General features: G+C 34.9%; 17 protein-coding genes. 5 read left to right on the top strand and 12 right to left on the bottom strand.

The features are described 5' to 3' along the window. Window positions 1-8 precede the first annotated feature (8 nt). The 4 genes from ACUXVC_RS02495 to nagE all read right to left on the bottom strand — a co-directional run bounded on the left by ACUXVC_RS02495 (window position 9) and on the right by nagE (window position 3,768). Entirely contained in the window at window positions 9-203 is a 195-nt protein-coding gene (locus ACUXVC_RS02495; RefSeq protein WP_000899476.1) for a hypothetical protein, read from the bottom strand. A 16-nt stretch (window positions 204-219) separates the two neighbouring features. Next, window positions 220-621 carry a hypothetical protein gene (locus ACUXVC_RS02490; protein WP_000335542.1) on the bottom strand — a complete coding sequence of 134 codons (402 nt, stop codon included), beginning with the start codon at window positions 619-621 and terminating at the stop codon, window positions 220-222. A 154-nt stretch (window positions 622-775) separates the two neighbouring features. Next, entirely contained in the window at window positions 776-2,020 is a 1,245-nt protein-coding gene (locus ACUXVC_RS02485; protein WP_095691592.1) for a serine hydrolase domain-containing protein, read from the bottom strand. Window positions 2,021-2,274: 254 nt separating this feature from the next. Beyond that, complete coding sequence (nagE, locus tag ACUXVC_RS02480) at window positions 2,275-3,768, bottom strand: N-acetylglucosamine-specific PTS transporter subunit IIBC (RefSeq protein ID WP_095691453.1); 1,494 nt, start codon at window positions 3,766-3,768, stop codon at window positions 2,275-2,277. Window positions 3,769-4,093: 325 nt separating this feature from the next. Between nagE and glsA the strand changes: the two genes are divergently transcribed. Together glsA and ACUXVC_RS02470 are read left to right on the top strand one after the other, a co-directional pair. Then, complete coding sequence (gene glsA / locus ACUXVC_RS02475; RefSeq protein ID WP_001149850.1) at window positions 4,094-5,023, top strand: glutaminase A; 930 nt, start codon at window positions 4,094-4,096, stop codon at window positions 5,021-5,023. Between the two features lie 174 nt (window positions 5,024-5,197). Beyond that, window positions 5,198-5,539 carry a DUF3969 family protein gene (locus ACUXVC_RS02470; protein WP_000766603.1) on the top strand — a complete coding sequence of 114 codons (342 nt, stop codon included), beginning with the start codon at window positions 5,198-5,200 and terminating at the stop codon, window positions 5,537-5,539. 23 nt (window positions 5,540-5,562) lie between these two features. Here ACUXVC_RS02470 and ACUXVC_RS02465 read toward each other — a convergent pair whose 3' ends face one another. Together ACUXVC_RS02465 and ytaF are read right to left on the bottom strand one after the other, a co-directional pair. After that, a complete protein-coding gene (locus tag ACUXVC_RS02465) occupies window positions 5,563-5,721 on the bottom strand; it encodes a hypothetical protein (RefSeq protein ID WP_000532409.1) in 159 nt (52 codons plus the stop codon). A gap of 114 nt (window positions 5,722-5,835) precedes the next feature. After that, window positions 5,836-6,447 carry a sporulation membrane protein YtaF gene (gene ytaF / locus ACUXVC_RS02460; protein ID WP_095691454.1) on the bottom strand — a complete coding sequence of 204 codons (612 nt, stop codon included), beginning with the start codon at window positions 6,445-6,447 and terminating at the stop codon, window positions 5,836-5,838. Window positions 6,448-6,577: 130 nt separating this feature from the next. On the opposite strand from ytaF, the gene ACUXVC_RS02455 reads away from it, so the two are divergent. Further along, on the top strand, window positions 6,578-7,231 hold the full coding sequence (locus tag ACUXVC_RS02455) for a DUF1232 domain-containing protein (protein WP_001262771.1): 654 nt from the start codon (window positions 6,578-6,580) through the stop codon (window positions 7,229-7,231). A 99-nt stretch (window positions 7,232-7,330) separates the two neighbouring features. Here the strand turns inward: ACUXVC_RS02455 and ACUXVC_RS02450 are convergent, their stop codons facing one another. From ACUXVC_RS02450 to ACUXVC_RS02440, 3 genes are all read right to left on the bottom strand, one after another. Then, window positions 7,331-8,653, bottom strand: coding sequence for an acetylornithine deacetylase (locus ACUXVC_RS02450; RefSeq protein ID WP_141241122.1), 1,323 nt, complete (start codon window positions 8,651-8,653; stop codon window positions 7,331-7,333). 47 nt (window positions 8,654-8,700) lie between these two features. Next, window positions 8,701-10,122, bottom strand: a complete 1,422-nt coding sequence (locus ACUXVC_RS02445) for an amino acid permease (protein ID WP_000969252.1) — start codon at window positions 10,120-10,122, stop codon at window positions 8,701-8,703. A 106-nt stretch (window positions 10,123-10,228) separates the two neighbouring features. Further along, window positions 10,229-10,483: a biotin/lipoyl-containing protein gene (locus tag ACUXVC_RS02440; protein ID WP_000859489.1), complete on the bottom strand. Its 255-nt coding sequence runs from the start codon at window positions 10,481-10,483 to the stop codon at window positions 10,229-10,231. Window positions 10,484-10,776: 293 nt separating this feature from the next. On the opposite strand from ACUXVC_RS02440, the gene ACUXVC_RS02435 reads away from it, so the two are divergent. Together ACUXVC_RS02435 and ACUXVC_RS02430 are read left to right on the top strand one after the other, a co-directional pair. Then, the gene (locus ACUXVC_RS02435; protein ID WP_089170367.1) at window positions 10,777-12,180 is read left to right on the top strand and encodes a sigma-54 interaction domain-containing protein; all 1,404 of its coding nucleotides are present in this window, start codon (window positions 10,777-10,779) and stop codon (window positions 12,178-12,180) included. 83 nt (window positions 12,181-12,263) lie between these two features. Further along, window positions 12,264-12,467 carry a hypothetical protein gene (locus tag ACUXVC_RS02430; RefSeq protein ID WP_089170366.1) on the top strand — a complete coding sequence of 68 codons (204 nt, stop codon included), beginning with the start codon at window positions 12,264-12,266 and terminating at the stop codon, window positions 12,465-12,467. 45 nt (window positions 12,468-12,512) lie between these two features. Here the strand turns inward: ACUXVC_RS02430 and truA are convergent, their stop codons facing one another. The 3 genes from truA to ACUXVC_RS02415 are packed head-to-tail and all read right to left on the bottom strand — an operon-like array spanning window position 12,513 to window position 15,560. Then, window positions 12,513-13,250 carry a tRNA pseudouridine(38-40) synthase TruA gene (gene truA, locus ACUXVC_RS02425; RefSeq protein ID WP_095691456.1) on the bottom strand — a complete coding sequence of 246 codons (738 nt, stop codon included), beginning with the start codon at window positions 13,248-13,250 and terminating at the stop codon, window positions 12,513-12,515. Between the two features lie 56 nt (window positions 13,251-13,306). Beyond that, on the bottom strand, window positions 13,307-14,686 hold the full coding sequence (rlmD, locus tag ACUXVC_RS02420; protein WP_089170364.1) for a 23S rRNA (uracil(1939)-C(5))-methyltransferase RlmD: 1,380 nt from the start codon (window positions 14,684-14,686) through the stop codon (window positions 13,307-13,309). A gap of 10 nt (window positions 14,687-14,696) precedes the next feature. After that, window positions 14,697-15,560 carry a DNA-3-methyladenine glycosylase family protein gene (locus ACUXVC_RS02415; RefSeq protein WP_095691457.1) on the bottom strand — a complete coding sequence of 288 codons (864 nt, stop codon included), beginning with the start codon at window positions 15,558-15,560 and terminating at the stop codon, window positions 14,697-14,699. Window positions 15,561-15,618 lie beyond the last annotated feature (58 nt).

The following is a 15,618-nucleotide window of genomic DNA, read 5'->3' as shown; positions in this document are numbered from 1 at the left end:
TATCACGCTTACCCTTCCAAGCGAACATAAGCAATAATAGGAGTACGCACAATTACATCTTCCGGTGGTCCATAAGAAGGAGAAGTACGAACACTTACCGCCCCATCTGTCACAGATAAAAGAATGCCTGTAACAATTTCTACAGCTGTCACAACTTGCACTAATTCACCAACATGGTTACGTAATTCATCAGTAAATAACATATATAGCTCTCCTTTCTTACACTTCTTTAATTGATATAATACTTGTAAATGGTAATAAAACTTCAGTTCCTATACCTTCTTGCAATGTTAAGAAATCATCACCGACTGCTACAATAACGCCTGTTAATTGTCCAACTGTCACCGTAATTTCAACGTTTTTACCTAAATACTGCTTTGCAATTTCTTTAAAAGGTGATGTATTGCATTCTTTTAAAATGTTGCAAATAATAGATTGAAATTGGCTTGATTTTATAAATTCTTCCGTAGCTTGCTTAGAGTTTCTTTGAATAAACCTTGCAAAGTTTTGCGAAAATAAAAGTCGTTCCACAGCAGGCAATAATTTATCATCTAAAAAATAGCTTAATTGTCTATTAAACAATCTTGATAATTTATGCCAATATTTTCTGAACAGACACATACACTTCTCCTCCTATTATTTTTAGATTATAAAATTTTACATCCATACATCTTAATGTATACAAAATAGATATTTTTGTGATAGGTAAGGCATACATTTTCTAAAAGAAATATTTGTTTCAGGGCAAAAAAAAACTATCCAAAAGGATAGTTTTTTACACTTCAATATTTCGCAACATCGTATAAATATCATTATTCACTTTACCAAATGATTTAATGTTATTTTGAATGTTAGATAATAAAACAACATACACACTACCATTTTTACTAAATCCATTTAAACAATTCCAACCTGGCATTACACCGTGATTCGAATAGCTTCCTGGGTCTACGTACCAGCCAAATCCGTAATCCTTTTTCACGGCTGTAAACATCTGATCGTAACTCGCTTTTGAAATTAACTTTCCAGAGTATAACGCTTCGTTAAATAAATATAAATCATGTGCACTCGTATATATATCACCACAACCATATAGTTGTGACATGCTCGGAATATTAGGTGTTGTCATATTATTATTTACTATTTTATAACCCGTTGATGGGAATCTTGTTTGTTCTAACGCTGTGCCAAAACCAGAATGTTTCATACCAGCAGTAGCAAAAATATGTTGTTTAATATATTCTTCAAGCGACTGTCCACTTACCTTCTCGGCAATGTATGCAAGTATAGAGTAGTTCGAATCGGAATACTTCCACTTCTCTCCTGGACCACCAATACGCTTTTGATTTCCTATTCGCTTTATCAGTTCTTCATGAGAAATATCTTCTTTTCCCTGCTCATATTCGGGAATCCCTGATGTATGTGTTAATAGATGTTTTAGCTGAATACTATTACCTTGTGGGAAATTTGGAATATATTTTGCAACAGTATCTTCTACTTGTAATTTATTTTGATCTTTCAACTGCATAATAGCAGTTGCTACAAACGCCTTTGAAATAGAACCAATATAAAAAGTCGTCTCTGAATTATTCGGTACTTGCTGCTCTTTATTTGCCATACCGTATCCTTTATTCAAAAGAACTTTTCCGTTCTTCACAATAACAGCTGTCCCGCTAAACCCTGCGTTTTGTAAATATTGATCCAGTTGAGCGTTTTCATTAATTTCTTGAGGTGGCCCTTCAGCAGGTTTCTCCACAGCTTGCGCTTGCTTCACTTGTTCTTCCTGCTCTTTTTGTTTTTGTGTTTCTTGCTTCTTTTTTTCCTCTTCTTTCTTTTTTAGCTCTTCTTGTTTCTTCATTTCTGCTGCCGCTTTTAAAGTTTCTTCTTTCTTATTATGCGCAACAATTTTTGTATACATGAAATATACAAGTAATAATAGTAAGACGAGAATGATTGTTCTTTTTATGTATACAATCGGCCGACGTGCTTTCCCATTCGCATTATTTTTTTCCTGATCCATAATTGCCTTTTTCCCCTTATTCACCAATAATTTACTTCCTCTACTAAAGTTTCATTTTAGTAGATTATGGATAATCCATTCTATATCATCCCTACTTTATCACGCACTGCACATATTACCAACCTATATATACAAAAAAGAAAAAGAAAATTTACAAAAGTAAGATTCCCGTTAAATTTTCAACATAAAAAAAGAGGATATCCTCTAAAAAACTGATGTTATCAATTTTTTTGGATATCCTCTTATCTAATTATTTATACGTGTTTTTTCATATCATCGGCAACAGATTCAACATTTGTACCTACGATAACTTGTACACTTGTGTCACTCAATTTCATAACACCTTTTGCACCCGCACGTTTTAGTGCCGCTTCGTTTACTTGACCAGCATCTTTCACTTGTAAGCGTAGACGTGTTGCACAGTTATCAATAACTGTTAAGTTTTCTTTTCCGCCTAAAGCTGCTACGTAAGTTTCACCAATTGAACCTGCAACTGGTGCATCCGCATCTTCAACTAACTCATCGTCATCTTCACGACCTGGAGTTTTTAAGTTGAACTTCTTAATTAAGAAGTAGAATACTGCAAAGTAAATTGCTGCATAAATTAAACCGATACCTGCTAATAATATAGGTTTTGTTGCAATACCAAAGTTAATAACATAATCAATAGCACCTGCACTAAATGTGAAACCATCACGAATGCCAAGTGATGTTGTTATGAATAAAGAAAGACCTGTTAATACTGCATGCACACCATATAATACTGGTGATAAGAACATGAACGAGAATTCGATTGGCTCTGTAATACCAGTTAAGAATGAAGTTAACGCTAAACCAGCTAACATACCAGTAACTGCTTTACGTTTTTCTGGTTTAGCAGCCGCAATCATTGCGAAACAAGCTGCTGGTAAACCAAACATCATAACTGGGAAGAAACCAGTCATAAACATACCCGCTGATGGATCTTTTGCAAAGAAACGAGCGATATCACCATGAACAAGATCGCCAGCTGCATTTGTAAAGTCACCAAGTACAAACCAGAAATATGTGTTCATTACGTGATGTAAACCGATTGGAATTAATAAACGGTTTAATAATCCGAATAACCCTGCACCGATTGAACCTAAGTTTACGATACCGTGTGATACTGCATCAATACCAGTTTGGATTGTTGGCCAAATTTGACCGAATACTAATCCTAAAAGAAGCATTACAATAGAAGTAATGATTGGTACGAAACGTTTTCCAGCGAAGAATCCTAACCATTCTGGTAGTTTAATCTTATGGAATTTGTTGTATAGTAATCCAGCGATAACCCCGGCAATAATACCACCGAGTATGGCCATATTTATTTTGGGCGTCAAAGCTGCTGCTTTAGAAACTTTATTCATCGTATCCGCTAATTTAGTTGGATCTACTGAACCAACTAAATCTTGAACACTTTTTAATTTATCATTTAGTTCTGCTGTTGAGTAAGTAACACTTAAAGCATTAGTTGTATTCTTCATAACTAAATAACCAATTGCACCTGCAAGACCAGCTGCACCACTACCGTCAATAGATAAACCGATTGCAACACCAATTGCAAAAATAAGTGCTAAATTATCAAAAATTGCTGCACCGGCCTGTGCCATAACAGGAATGTTTAATACGTCTTCTTGTCCTAGACGAAGCAATAATCCTGCTGCTGGTAGTACTGCGATCGGAAGCATTAAAGCTTTACCAATACGTTGTAAAAACTGCAACATTTTAATTCCCCCTAATTAAATTTATGAAATCGTTATCATTATAAATACGCTTTAGAAAACGCTTTCTATTACATAACCATAATAACATATAGTTGTATAGATGTGTAGTTTTTATTTCTGAACTTTTTATGGATAAATCTCCTATTTCCAAACTGTTATATAAAAGGAAAATTCTCCTTTTAAAAATACAGAATACTCGAAACGAAAGACCTATTATAGCACATTAAACTTTCGTTTTATCATTCCACTTTTTCATGTTATTATTTATTTCCGAGCATATCGGGAAAAGTAAACTTAGTTAATTCAAAATAGGAGCGTTGGTACTATGCAGTGCATTGAAACAAACAACTTACAACAGTTGTTAGAACAAGTAAAACCATATACGAAAAAAGGAAAACTTGCTACTTATATCCCCGAACTAGGAAATGCAAATCCAGACGATTTAGGGATTGCCATTTTCCATAAAGAAACAGAATATATCCATGCAGGCAACTCACAAACACTATTTACTCTTCAAAGTATTTCCAAAGTAATTACACTTGCCCTTGCCCTTTTAGACCGTGGCGAAGAATATGTATTTTCTAAAGTTGGAATGGAACCAACGGGTGACCCATTTAATTCTATTATTAAGTTAGAAACGACAAGTCCGTCCAAACCCCTTAATCCAATGATAAATGCAGGAGCATTAGCTATTACAAGCATGTTAGCAGGAAAAGATAACGAGGAAAAAATGGAACGTATTCTTCATTTTGTACGTGAAATAACAGATAATCCTACTATTAATTATTCCTCTAAAGTTGCCGATTCAGAATTAGAGACAGCTTATCTAAACCGTTCACTTTGTTATTATATGAAACAAAACGGAATTATCGATTGTGATATTGAAGAACTTATGGATTTATATACTCGTCAATGTGCAGTTGAAGTAAACTGCATCGATTTAGCACGTATCGGCTTAATTTTTGCAATGGATGGATATGATCCATATAAAAAGAAACAAATCATCCCTAAACATATTACAAAAATTTGCAAAACATTTATGGTCACATGTGGTATGTATAACGAATCTGGTGAATTTGCAATTCGTGTTGGTATCCCTGCAAAAAGTGGTGTAGCCGGTGGTATTTTCGGTTGCGTAAAAGGCGATATGGGAATCGGTATTTTCGGACCAGCTTTAGATGCAAACGGAAATAGCATTGCTGGTTTTAAAATCCTTGAACTTCTTTCTGCTCAAGAAGGCTGGAGTATTTTTTAATCGCGAGTTATCCTGCTATACTAGCAGGATTTTTTATTTCACCAAAACCTCACTTTTGTCAGTTATCAATCCTCTTACAAAAACAGTGCTGAAAGTTTCTCTATATCATGCATATTTGTTCCCCCCTCCTGAATAATATAGTACAACCTAGCGCTATATGTGGAGGTGTGAAAGATGAAACTAATATTTCAAATGGGAAAACAGCCTGTTCTTGAAAAAACAATTCTTCTTTTTATATTGAGTATTGTAGAAAGCTTAAAGCTAAAAGTTGTTTCACTCGATGAAGCTCACCGATACATATTCAATTTAGAAGTACTTGAACTATTAATGGATCGGAACATCGATGATCAAGTACTTGAACTTATTCATTTCGGAATGGGACTTGAAGACATTCACCATGTGCTTCCTGAAGAACTTGAGCATACGATCGAAGAATTAAAGTGGCTTTGCATTCAAGTATTAAGTGAGTACAGTATGCATGAAGAATCCGAACAATTAATTGAAGATATACGGTAAAAAAAGCACCTATGTAGGTGCTTTTAATGTTTTTTTAAACTATTTTTATACGCCTCAATATTTACTGGTAGCTCTTCCTCTTCCAAAGTATGTTCATTTACATCTTTATGAATGAACGCACCTTTAGGTGGTTGATGATCATGCCCTTTTTTCTTATGATCAAATGCTTTCCCGCGTCCCATACAAATCCCCCTTTCTTAAAAGAAATCCGTATTAGTATGGAGAAAAGTACGTCGATATATGCAATCCCTTGCTGTATTTCCAAGGAAATACTCGAACCTTGTTTTCTACTCTCCTTACAACAACTGATCGATCCCAATAAGAATTAATAACACTCCTGCAATAACCGTCGCCCATTTCCCTAAGTATTCTGCTAAATATCGTTTTCCTACATATGCAAAACCACTTATGCAAATAAAACTAAATACCCCAGAAATAGTCGCTGTAAGCCAAAGGTTTAAATTTGTTACTCCAGCATCAAACCCACCTGCAATATTATTAATAGATAATGCAACTCCTAAAACAAGTGCTTCAGAAAAACTAATTGTTTTAGATCCATCAAAATCTGCTTTTTCTGGATCACGTAAAATTCCCATAAGTACATTATCATCTTTAGAACCTACAGTATTTTTTTGACCCAAGAAAGGCTGACATAAAATAAACACCCCAATTATCCCTAAAACGATTGCTCCAATCAGGTTTGCTGTAAACTCTGAAATAAATAATGCAATCCAGTTCCCAAAAAATCCAGCTAGTAAAGTAAATAAAAATCCAAAGAATGCGATGATAAAATTGTTAAACCACGAAATACGAATTTTACGAATGCCATACGCAATCCCAACACCTGCATTATCTAAATTAGAAGCGATCCCAATTAAAAAAATTGAAAATAAGCCTACCGTACTCATAAATAGTCACCCCTTTTTCTCACTTTTCAATGCATATTATGAAAATGTTGAGCAACTGTGCCTGTCTGTTTCATATACTTGTAATAAATGCTCAACATTTTTTCAACACTAAAAAAGGAGTGCCTGCACTATGGCTAATGAAAACCCGAATGATCGGCTTGGTAAATTAATAAAAAAACTTTTAAAAGAACGCGCCTTATCTATGCGCCAACTAGGAATACTTACAAATATTGATCCTGCAACAGTCTCAAGAATTATTAATGGCAAACAACCGCCAAAACAAAAACATCTACAAAAATTTGCAGAATGTCTTCAAGTTCCACCCCAATTGTTATTTGATGAAATGTACCCTGATTCTCCTCACATTAATAAAGAAAAAACGGATATGTACACATCTCTTGATACCATTCAACAAACTTTACAATCCTCTAACTTATTCGATTTCGATTACACTACAACTCGCGTAAAACAAGAACTCGAAAATTACGAACGCTATGCCCAGACAACAGAAGGCGAAAAACGTATTCATGACAGTTTTGCAAGCAAATTAGAGCAAATTGATAGTGCTGGTCCTTTTATTGAACAATTAACAGATATGTATCAACAATTTTGTAATGAAACCATTTCAAAAGAAGAACGTGCAGTTCTTGGGAGCGCATTACTTTATTTCATATTATCGACAGATATTATTCCCGACTATCTCTTTCCAATTGGCTATTTAGATGATGCGATTGCCGTTGAATTAGCGAAAGAGAAATTAATTGAAATGAAACGAAAGACATAGCAAAATAAAGAACTATTTCAGTTGTTTATATTCAACTCTGAAATAGTTCACTAAAAAATCGTACAAGTATACATACTCGTACGATTTTACTATACAAATCTATTTTTTCGTGTGGCACCATTCATATATAAATGTTGTTATCACTTTTGTAAATTCAATTAACTGTTCAATCTCAACTTTCTCATTTACAGAATGTGCTTCTTCTAATGTACCTGGTCCATATATAATCGCTGGAATGTGAAACTCACTAAACCAACCGCCATCAGTTACCGTTGCAGACATATCTAAAATTGCATTTTTTGATAGAATAGACTCGTGTACTGAGCTAAGTTTTTTTACAGCTTTATGTTCACTATCTATTTCTAATGAAGGGAAAATTTCCCCACGATCTACAATCATTGATTCTCCGCCCCACTTAAATTGTGGCGGATTTTCACTTAACCATGGATCGGCAGCTGCCACCTTTCCAATATACTCTTCAATTTCGTTTATTATTTGTTCATGTGTTTCATTCGGATAGAAGTGCACTGTTATCCACAATCGGCACTCATCCGCAATAAACGCCGCATGCCTTCCTCCCTCAATAACAGCTGGATTAATTGTTGTTGTTCCAAATGGATAGCCTTCATATGTTTTCATAACTGCCCAGTGGCGCTCTAATTCTTGTAAGCTTTGTACAATTTTCATCATTTTTTCAATCGCACTCGCTCCAAATAAACGTCCTCCAGCATGGATCATTTGTCTGCGCGTTGCATCATGAAACGTTTGTGGACTTTTCACTGTAATCCATCCAGTAATGACACCGCCTTGTCCTTGCATATGTAAATCGCTCGTATCCACTACTACTGCAAAATCAGCATCGTAACCCCTTTTGCAGCATTGAAGTGTACCTGCTTCTCCAACTTCTTCTCCAATTACCGATTGAAAAGTTAAATCTCCAGGTAATTCAATACCAGCTTCTTGTAAAAGTTGAATGGCAAATAGCGCTCCAGCCAGCCCACCTTTCATATCTGCTGCGCCACGTCCAACTAACCAGCCATCTTTTATAAATGGATCAAATGGATTTGTTTCCCACGCCTCATCTGCTGACACTTCGGCTACATCCATATGTCCATTAATAATAAGACTTTTATATGAGTCACTTTTTATCCCTTTTTTTACCCCAACAACATTCGGATCATTCGGATATACATCCCATTTATCAATACTAAAATTTCGTTTTCTTAAAAACTCTGCAACAAATTCTTGTGCTTCATTTGTATTTCTCGCTGGCGGTGCTGGTGTTTCAAAACGAATTAAAGTTTTTGTAAGTTCTAGTAATTCCTCTTTCCTTGAATCTATTTGTTTTAACAACTGCGAAACTTCTGGATTCATCGCTAATTCCCCTTTGCATACATAGTATGTTTCCAGCTTTATTTTCACAAAAAAAGAGACTGTTTACAATTTTACAGTCTCCTAATTAATCACTATTATAAATTCTCTACTTCCGTTGTATTTGTCTTTTCAATATGCTCCACATTACTTCCCTTATTTCTTGTAGCACGATAAAACAGTAAACAAACAATCATAAATGGAATACCACAATACAATGCCATTCTTTGTTCTGGAATAAAGGCCATGCCAACGATTACTGTTAAATTTAATACTAACGCAAGAAGTGGTACAAATGGATACAATGGTGTTTTAAATTTCAAGTCCTTAACATCCCCGCCCCGCTTCATGTATGACCTTCTAGCTAATAAATTTGATAAAGCAATAGATGCCCAAACTAGTATCGCTCCGAACCCAGCGATAGAAAGCAGCCATAAATAAACTGTATCTTCCGCATAAATACCTGATAGTAGTGAGAGACACCCTACAATTGTGCTTACGATTAATGCATAAATAGGAACACCGTTTTTAGATAACTTGCCAAAAATTGGACTAATCATTCCTTGATTAGACATAGACCATAGCATACGCGAAGTTGCATATAATCCTGAATTCGCAACGGATAGTACTGCTGTAATAATAACGAAATTTATAATATCTGCTGCATAAGGAATACCAATTTTATCAAATACAACTACGAATGGACTTTCTATTACTCCTGCTTGCTGCCAAGGGAATAGTCCAGCAAGAATAAAAATAGATAGTACAAAGAAAACAAGTATACGCCAAACTGTATTGTTAATTGCCTTCGGGATCGTTTTCTCTGGATTTTCACTCTCACCTGCTGCAATACCAACTAATTCTGTTCCTTGGAAAGAAAAATTAACTGCAATCATTGTAATTAAAATGGCTGATAATCCATTTGGAAACAATCCACCATAATCAGTAAAGCTAGAGAACATTGGCGCTGGTTCATTTCCTTTCATATCTAGAAAACCAAACATTGCTGCCCCGCCCAAAATAATAAATGCAATAATTGTAATTACTTTAATACTTGCAAACCAAAATTCCACTTCCGCAAAACTTCTTGAAGATAACGCATTAATAGCAAAGAGCAGTACCGCGAATACTACACACCAAATCCATGACGGTACATCAGGAAACCAACGTTTCATCAAAATACTAACCGCAATTAATTCAATGCCTATCGTAGCAGACCAGTTTAACCACGACATCCATCCCACTACATAACCCGCTGCAGGGGAAATATGCTTTGTCGCATACGTTTGATAAGACCCTGCGTCAGGCATCGCAACCGCTAATTCTCCAAGACAGAGCATCGTTAAATACATTACAAATCCACCGACAAGATAGGCTACAATTGCTCCTCCAGGCCCAGCTTCATGAATCGTATAACCTGATCCTAAAAAAAGTCCTGTACCAATAACTCCACCGAGTGCAATCATAAATATGTGCCTGCTTTTCAATTCTCTTTTTAATCCTTGGTTTTGATCCATCATATAAATCCCCCCTTTTCACTTTGCCAATCCATTCAATGTAAGCGTTTTTAAAATTCTTCACCGTAAAAATAATGATTTAAAATAGCAAAAATACACATCACTTACATTAATCACTGCCTGTTACTAAAAGGTCATCCCTTACTGTTATTAATAACTTTTGATCAGCAATAGCTTGTCCTTCTACTACTTCTAATGATTCAATATAACCACTGATTCCTATCTTAATTTCTACTTTCTGTTTATCTATCGTTTCAATTAACGCTAATTTCTCCCACTCGTATACGTAAGAACTTTCCGTAACAAATAACTTCTCTACTTTTCCATAACAAGGACTATACACACCTTCTATAACTGTCTTCACTTTATAAATCCCTCCCTCTTATTAATTGACACCGAAACGTTGTATATCCTGTAAAAATTCATATTCTCCCCTCTAGAGATTTCAAATATTATTTATGCAAAATGCGTACCAAGTCTCTAATTCATATATTAAATGAGAGTTTTACACAAAAAAGCGTGCACAACCGCAAAATTTTTCTATCATTTGAAAAGTTTTAAAAGGAAAATAGCAAAAAAATTTTGCGGTTTTATAAGAATTTTAATAAAATTATAAAAAGTCAGTCTTCATAGGGTGAAATGAGGAGAAGATAATCTATGCGTACAGAAGACATTAATTTTAAACAGATCATTGAAATGAACATGCTATATGAAACTTTACTCAATGAACTCGATATCGGGATTCATATTATTAATGAGGAAAGTAAAACGATTATCTATAACCGCAAAATGATGGAAATTGAATCAATGGAACGCTCAGATGTATTATATAAAAGTCCTTTAGAAATATTTGCATTTGAAGAAAATAAAAATAGTACTCTTATAGAGGCATTAAAATTAGGAAAAACAAACAAAAATATAAAACAAACGTATTTTAACAACAAAGGACAAGAAATTACAACGATTAACGATACTTTCCCTATAATAGAAAATGGAAAAATTAAAGGCGCTATTGAAATATCAAAAGAAATTAGTAACTTAAAGCAAACAATAAGAATGGGCCCTTCTCGAAAACAAAGCACTAAATTTACCTTTGATCACATAATTGGTGATTCTGAAGCTATTCAATCAATCATTACTGAAGGGAAAAGAGTAATTCGTACATCTTCCTCCATACTTCTAGTAGGAGAAACAGGCACTGGGAAAGAACTATTTGCACAAAGCATCCATAATGAAAGTCAGCGTTCAACAAAACCCTTTATTTCACAGAACTGTGCCGCTATACCTGATACACTCATGGAAAGCTTATTATTCGGTACAAACCGAGGTGCATTTACAGGAGCTATCGATAAAGCTGGTTTATTTGAAGAAGCGAACGGAGGAACTTTGCTATTAGATGAAATCAACTCATTAAGTCCAGCACTTCAAGCGAAGTTACTACGAGCTATACAAGAAAAAACAATACGAAGAATCGGAGGCACACACGAAAAAGAAATTGATGTTCGTATTATAGCAACTATCAATGAAGATCCTTTCGAAGCCATCTCACATAATCGATTAAGAGAAGACTTATATTACCGATTAAGCGTCGTTACTTTATGTCTTCCGCCTTTACGTGAAAGAAAAGAAGATATTCTAGCTCTTGTTCAGCACTTTATTGAAAAATATAATACTCAATTCGGGCTAAACGTAACCGATGTAGATGTAAATGTAAGAGAATTTTTCTATGCATACGATTGGCCTGGGAACGTACGGGAGTTGGAACATATAATTGAAGGTTCCATGAACTTAATAGAAGATGAAACCATCATTACAGCGTTTCATATGCCTACTCGCTTCCGTGAACGAATAAAAACAGAATTCAATATGCAACATGCACTAACTAATCACAATACTGATGCACCAAAAACTTTAAAACACACAATAGAAAAGATGGAAAAGAACTACATTAACCAAATTCTTAAAGAGAATCATGGCAACATCTCACAAGCTGCAAAATTTTTAGGATTAAGTAGGCAAAACTTACAATATCGAATTAAAAAACTGCATTTACACATATGAAATGAACATGTCTCCAAGTGTAAAAACAACTTGGTAAAATATGTTATAATAAACATATAACATGCTAGAAAGGGGCTATATATATGAGTGATGATAAAAAATTAAAGTTATTACAATACTTATACTTTTTCCCTGCCATGCTCTGTATGATGTTATTCATTAATGCCGATGTAAGCAGCTCTCCTTATGCAAAGCTATTAGGAACAATTTTTGGCTCCTTTGCAGCTATTATGCTTGCTGCTTTTTGGAATTTGAAGCTACGTATAAAAAACGAGAAATCTTCGTAATACTAAAAAAAATCGAGCTACTTAGCCCGATTTTTTTATTTGCCATTAAAACTCAACATTCTCTAAATACAACCCACTTGCCTCAGCAAGACAATTAATTTGATTGCGCTGCTTTTCCTCTAAAATGTTTGGAATTGCTTCAGCATCTAATTGTCCTAATCCAACTTCAATTAATGCCCCAACAATTTTTCTTACCATGTTATGAAGGAAGCCGTTACCACTTACTCTAATTTGTACAAACCCTGCCTCTTCCATCACATCAAGTGTATATACTTCTCGAACCATAGATTTTTTCTTTGATTTCGCATTTGAAAAAGCAGTAAAATCATGTGAACCAACTAAATGTTTCGCAGCTGCTTTCATGCTTTCCACATTTAATTTTTTATTCACATGCATGCTGTATTTACGCATAAATGGATTTGTATGCTCTTCATTCCAAATTTTATACAGATATGTTTTTGCTTTAGAGTTGTAACGAGCATGGAAGCGATCATGTACTTCTTCCACATTCGTAATGCTAATATCGTTAGGTAAATATTGATTTAAATATTTTTTCACTTTATGTTCCACTAACTTCTCATCACTTTGAAAGTTAGCAACTTGATTCAAAGCATGTACACCAGCGTCTGTTCTACTACAACCGATAATTTCAATTTCTTTTCCGACCATTTCAGATATGACACTTTCAATTTTTCCTTGAATCGTATTATCATTATTACCGAGACGTTGCCATCCTTTAAAACGTGCACCATCGTACTGAATCGTTAATTTATAATTATGCATAATATTCTCCTTCATAGAAAATATTCCCTCATACCATGAGGGAATATTAATAAACTTTACTTTCTAACAAGCTTCACTACATTTTCTACGTGAGCTGTATGCGGGAACATATCAACTGGTTGCACATACTCCACTTCATAGCTCTTCATTAATGCTTGTACATCACGTGCTAATGAAGAAGGATTACAAGACACATACACAACTTGTTTCGGCTTCACTTTTAAAATTGTTTCCAGTAATTTATCATCGCAACCTGTACGTGGTGGATCGACAACAATTACATCTGGACGCCATCCTTCTTTTACCCATTTCGGTAACCATTGTTCAGCTTTACCTGCTTCATATTTCGTATTTGTAAATCCGTGACGCTTCGCATTTTTCCTTGCATCTGCAATCGCTTCTGGAATTACATCCATACCACGTACTTCCGCTGCATCGTTCGCAAGCCAAAGTCCGATTGTACCAACACCACAATACGCATCTACAATTTTCTCATCGCCTGTTAACGCAGCTGCTTTTTTCGCTTCATCATATAAAACAACTGTTTGTTCTGGATTCAATTGGAAGAATGCACGTGCTGATAATTCAAATGATAAATCGCCAAGTGTTTCTTGAATTACTTCTTTTCCAGCTAATTTAAATGTTTTGTCTCCAAAAATAACAGATGTTTTACGCCAGTTTACATTTTGCATAATTGATTTAACCGCTGGCATCTGTTTTTGTACTTCTGCAACAAATTGTTCTTTATTTGGTAATTCTTCTTTTGTTGTAATAAGTGTAACTTGTACTTCCCCTGTTTGAACTGCAGTACGTGTTACAATTGTGCGTACTAAACCTTTTTGTTTTTTCTCATTGTAAATAGAAACATTTAATTTTTCTAAAATACGTCTTACAACTTTTGTCGCTTCATTCGTTGCTTTATGTTGAATCATACAATGAGCAATATCAATTAACTGATGTGAGTTTTGTTTATATAGCCCTGTAATAACCTTTTCGTCTTTACGCCCCACTTGTAATTGACTCTTATTACGGTAATGCCATGGATTTTCCATGCCAAGCGTTGGACGAATTTTCTCTTCCATACTGTTTTTCATGTACTTCTCAAATGCTTGTACAACGATATCACGCTTTTGATTCAATTGTTCTTTATAATCTAAATGTTGCAGCTGACAACCGCCACACTCCTCATATACTGGACACGGTGCTTTCACACGATGCGGTGAAGCTTTACGAACTTTTTTCACTTTCGCTTCAGCGAAGCCACGCTGAATTTTCGTTGTTTCTGCAACAACTTCTTCTCCTGGTAATGCCCCTGGAATGAAAACAACTTGTCTCTTAAAATAACCAACGCCTTCTCCGTTAATCCCAAGACGTTTAATTGTCACAGGAAACGTTTGACCAACTTCCAACTTACTCTCATGTTGCTTTTGTATCATTATTACACCTCTACTCTATACTTTTCCATAAATATAACGCTGCATAACTGCAGTATGGTTCACACTCTTGTTTCACTTTTTCTAAAAATACATCATCAGGTTTATCATCTAATTGAAATATACCTTGCACTGCACGCTGAATCCCAATGTCCGCTTTCGGGAACATATTTTTCCGTCCAAGCCCAAACATTAAAAAGTTTTGCACTGTCCATGCACCAATTCCCCTAATTGGCAACAATTGTGCTGAAACTTCTTCTTCCGTTCCATTTTCTATACTCGCTAAATTTAATGTACCACTGACAACACTTCGACCTAATCCTACTATATATTCAGCCTTTCGCTGACTAAACTTCTGCTCTCTCAATTCTTCTATTGAAATATTTGCTACTATTTCCGGAGTGGGGAAAAAGAATACACCGTTCTTCTCTATTCCATACCGTTTCACAAATTGTTCTGTTAACACAGTAGCAAATTTCAAATTTATTTGTTGGTGAATGATACAGCGAAGAAGACAAGCAAAATAATCAAATTCTAAAATAATTGGAGTATAAGCATATGTTTCAAATAGTGGACGTAATGATGTGTTTAAAAAATGATTTTGTATATCATGAAACGGTTCATTCCAATGAAAAATGGCCCTCATTCGTTTCATAACTTTCTCCGGATTTCCTGTCTGACTAGAAATCCAAAACTGTGGATTTTGAACAGTACCAATCCCTTGCAAGCGAACAACAACCTGTTCCTCGTCTATACAAAGCGGGATATAAATGACTTTCTCATCTAATTGAATGACGTTAAGAGGATCAAAAGATAAACGTTTTAATACTTCTTCAAAATGATACGGATACTCTAACGTAACATGTTCGCTCCACATACGTTTCCCCATCCTTTTTACACATCATTATAGCATGAGAAAACCGTAAGCATACATG

Source organism: Bacillus sp. N6, from assembly GCF_052805735.1.
This window is presented reverse-complemented; position numbering and strand designations above follow the sequence as displayed.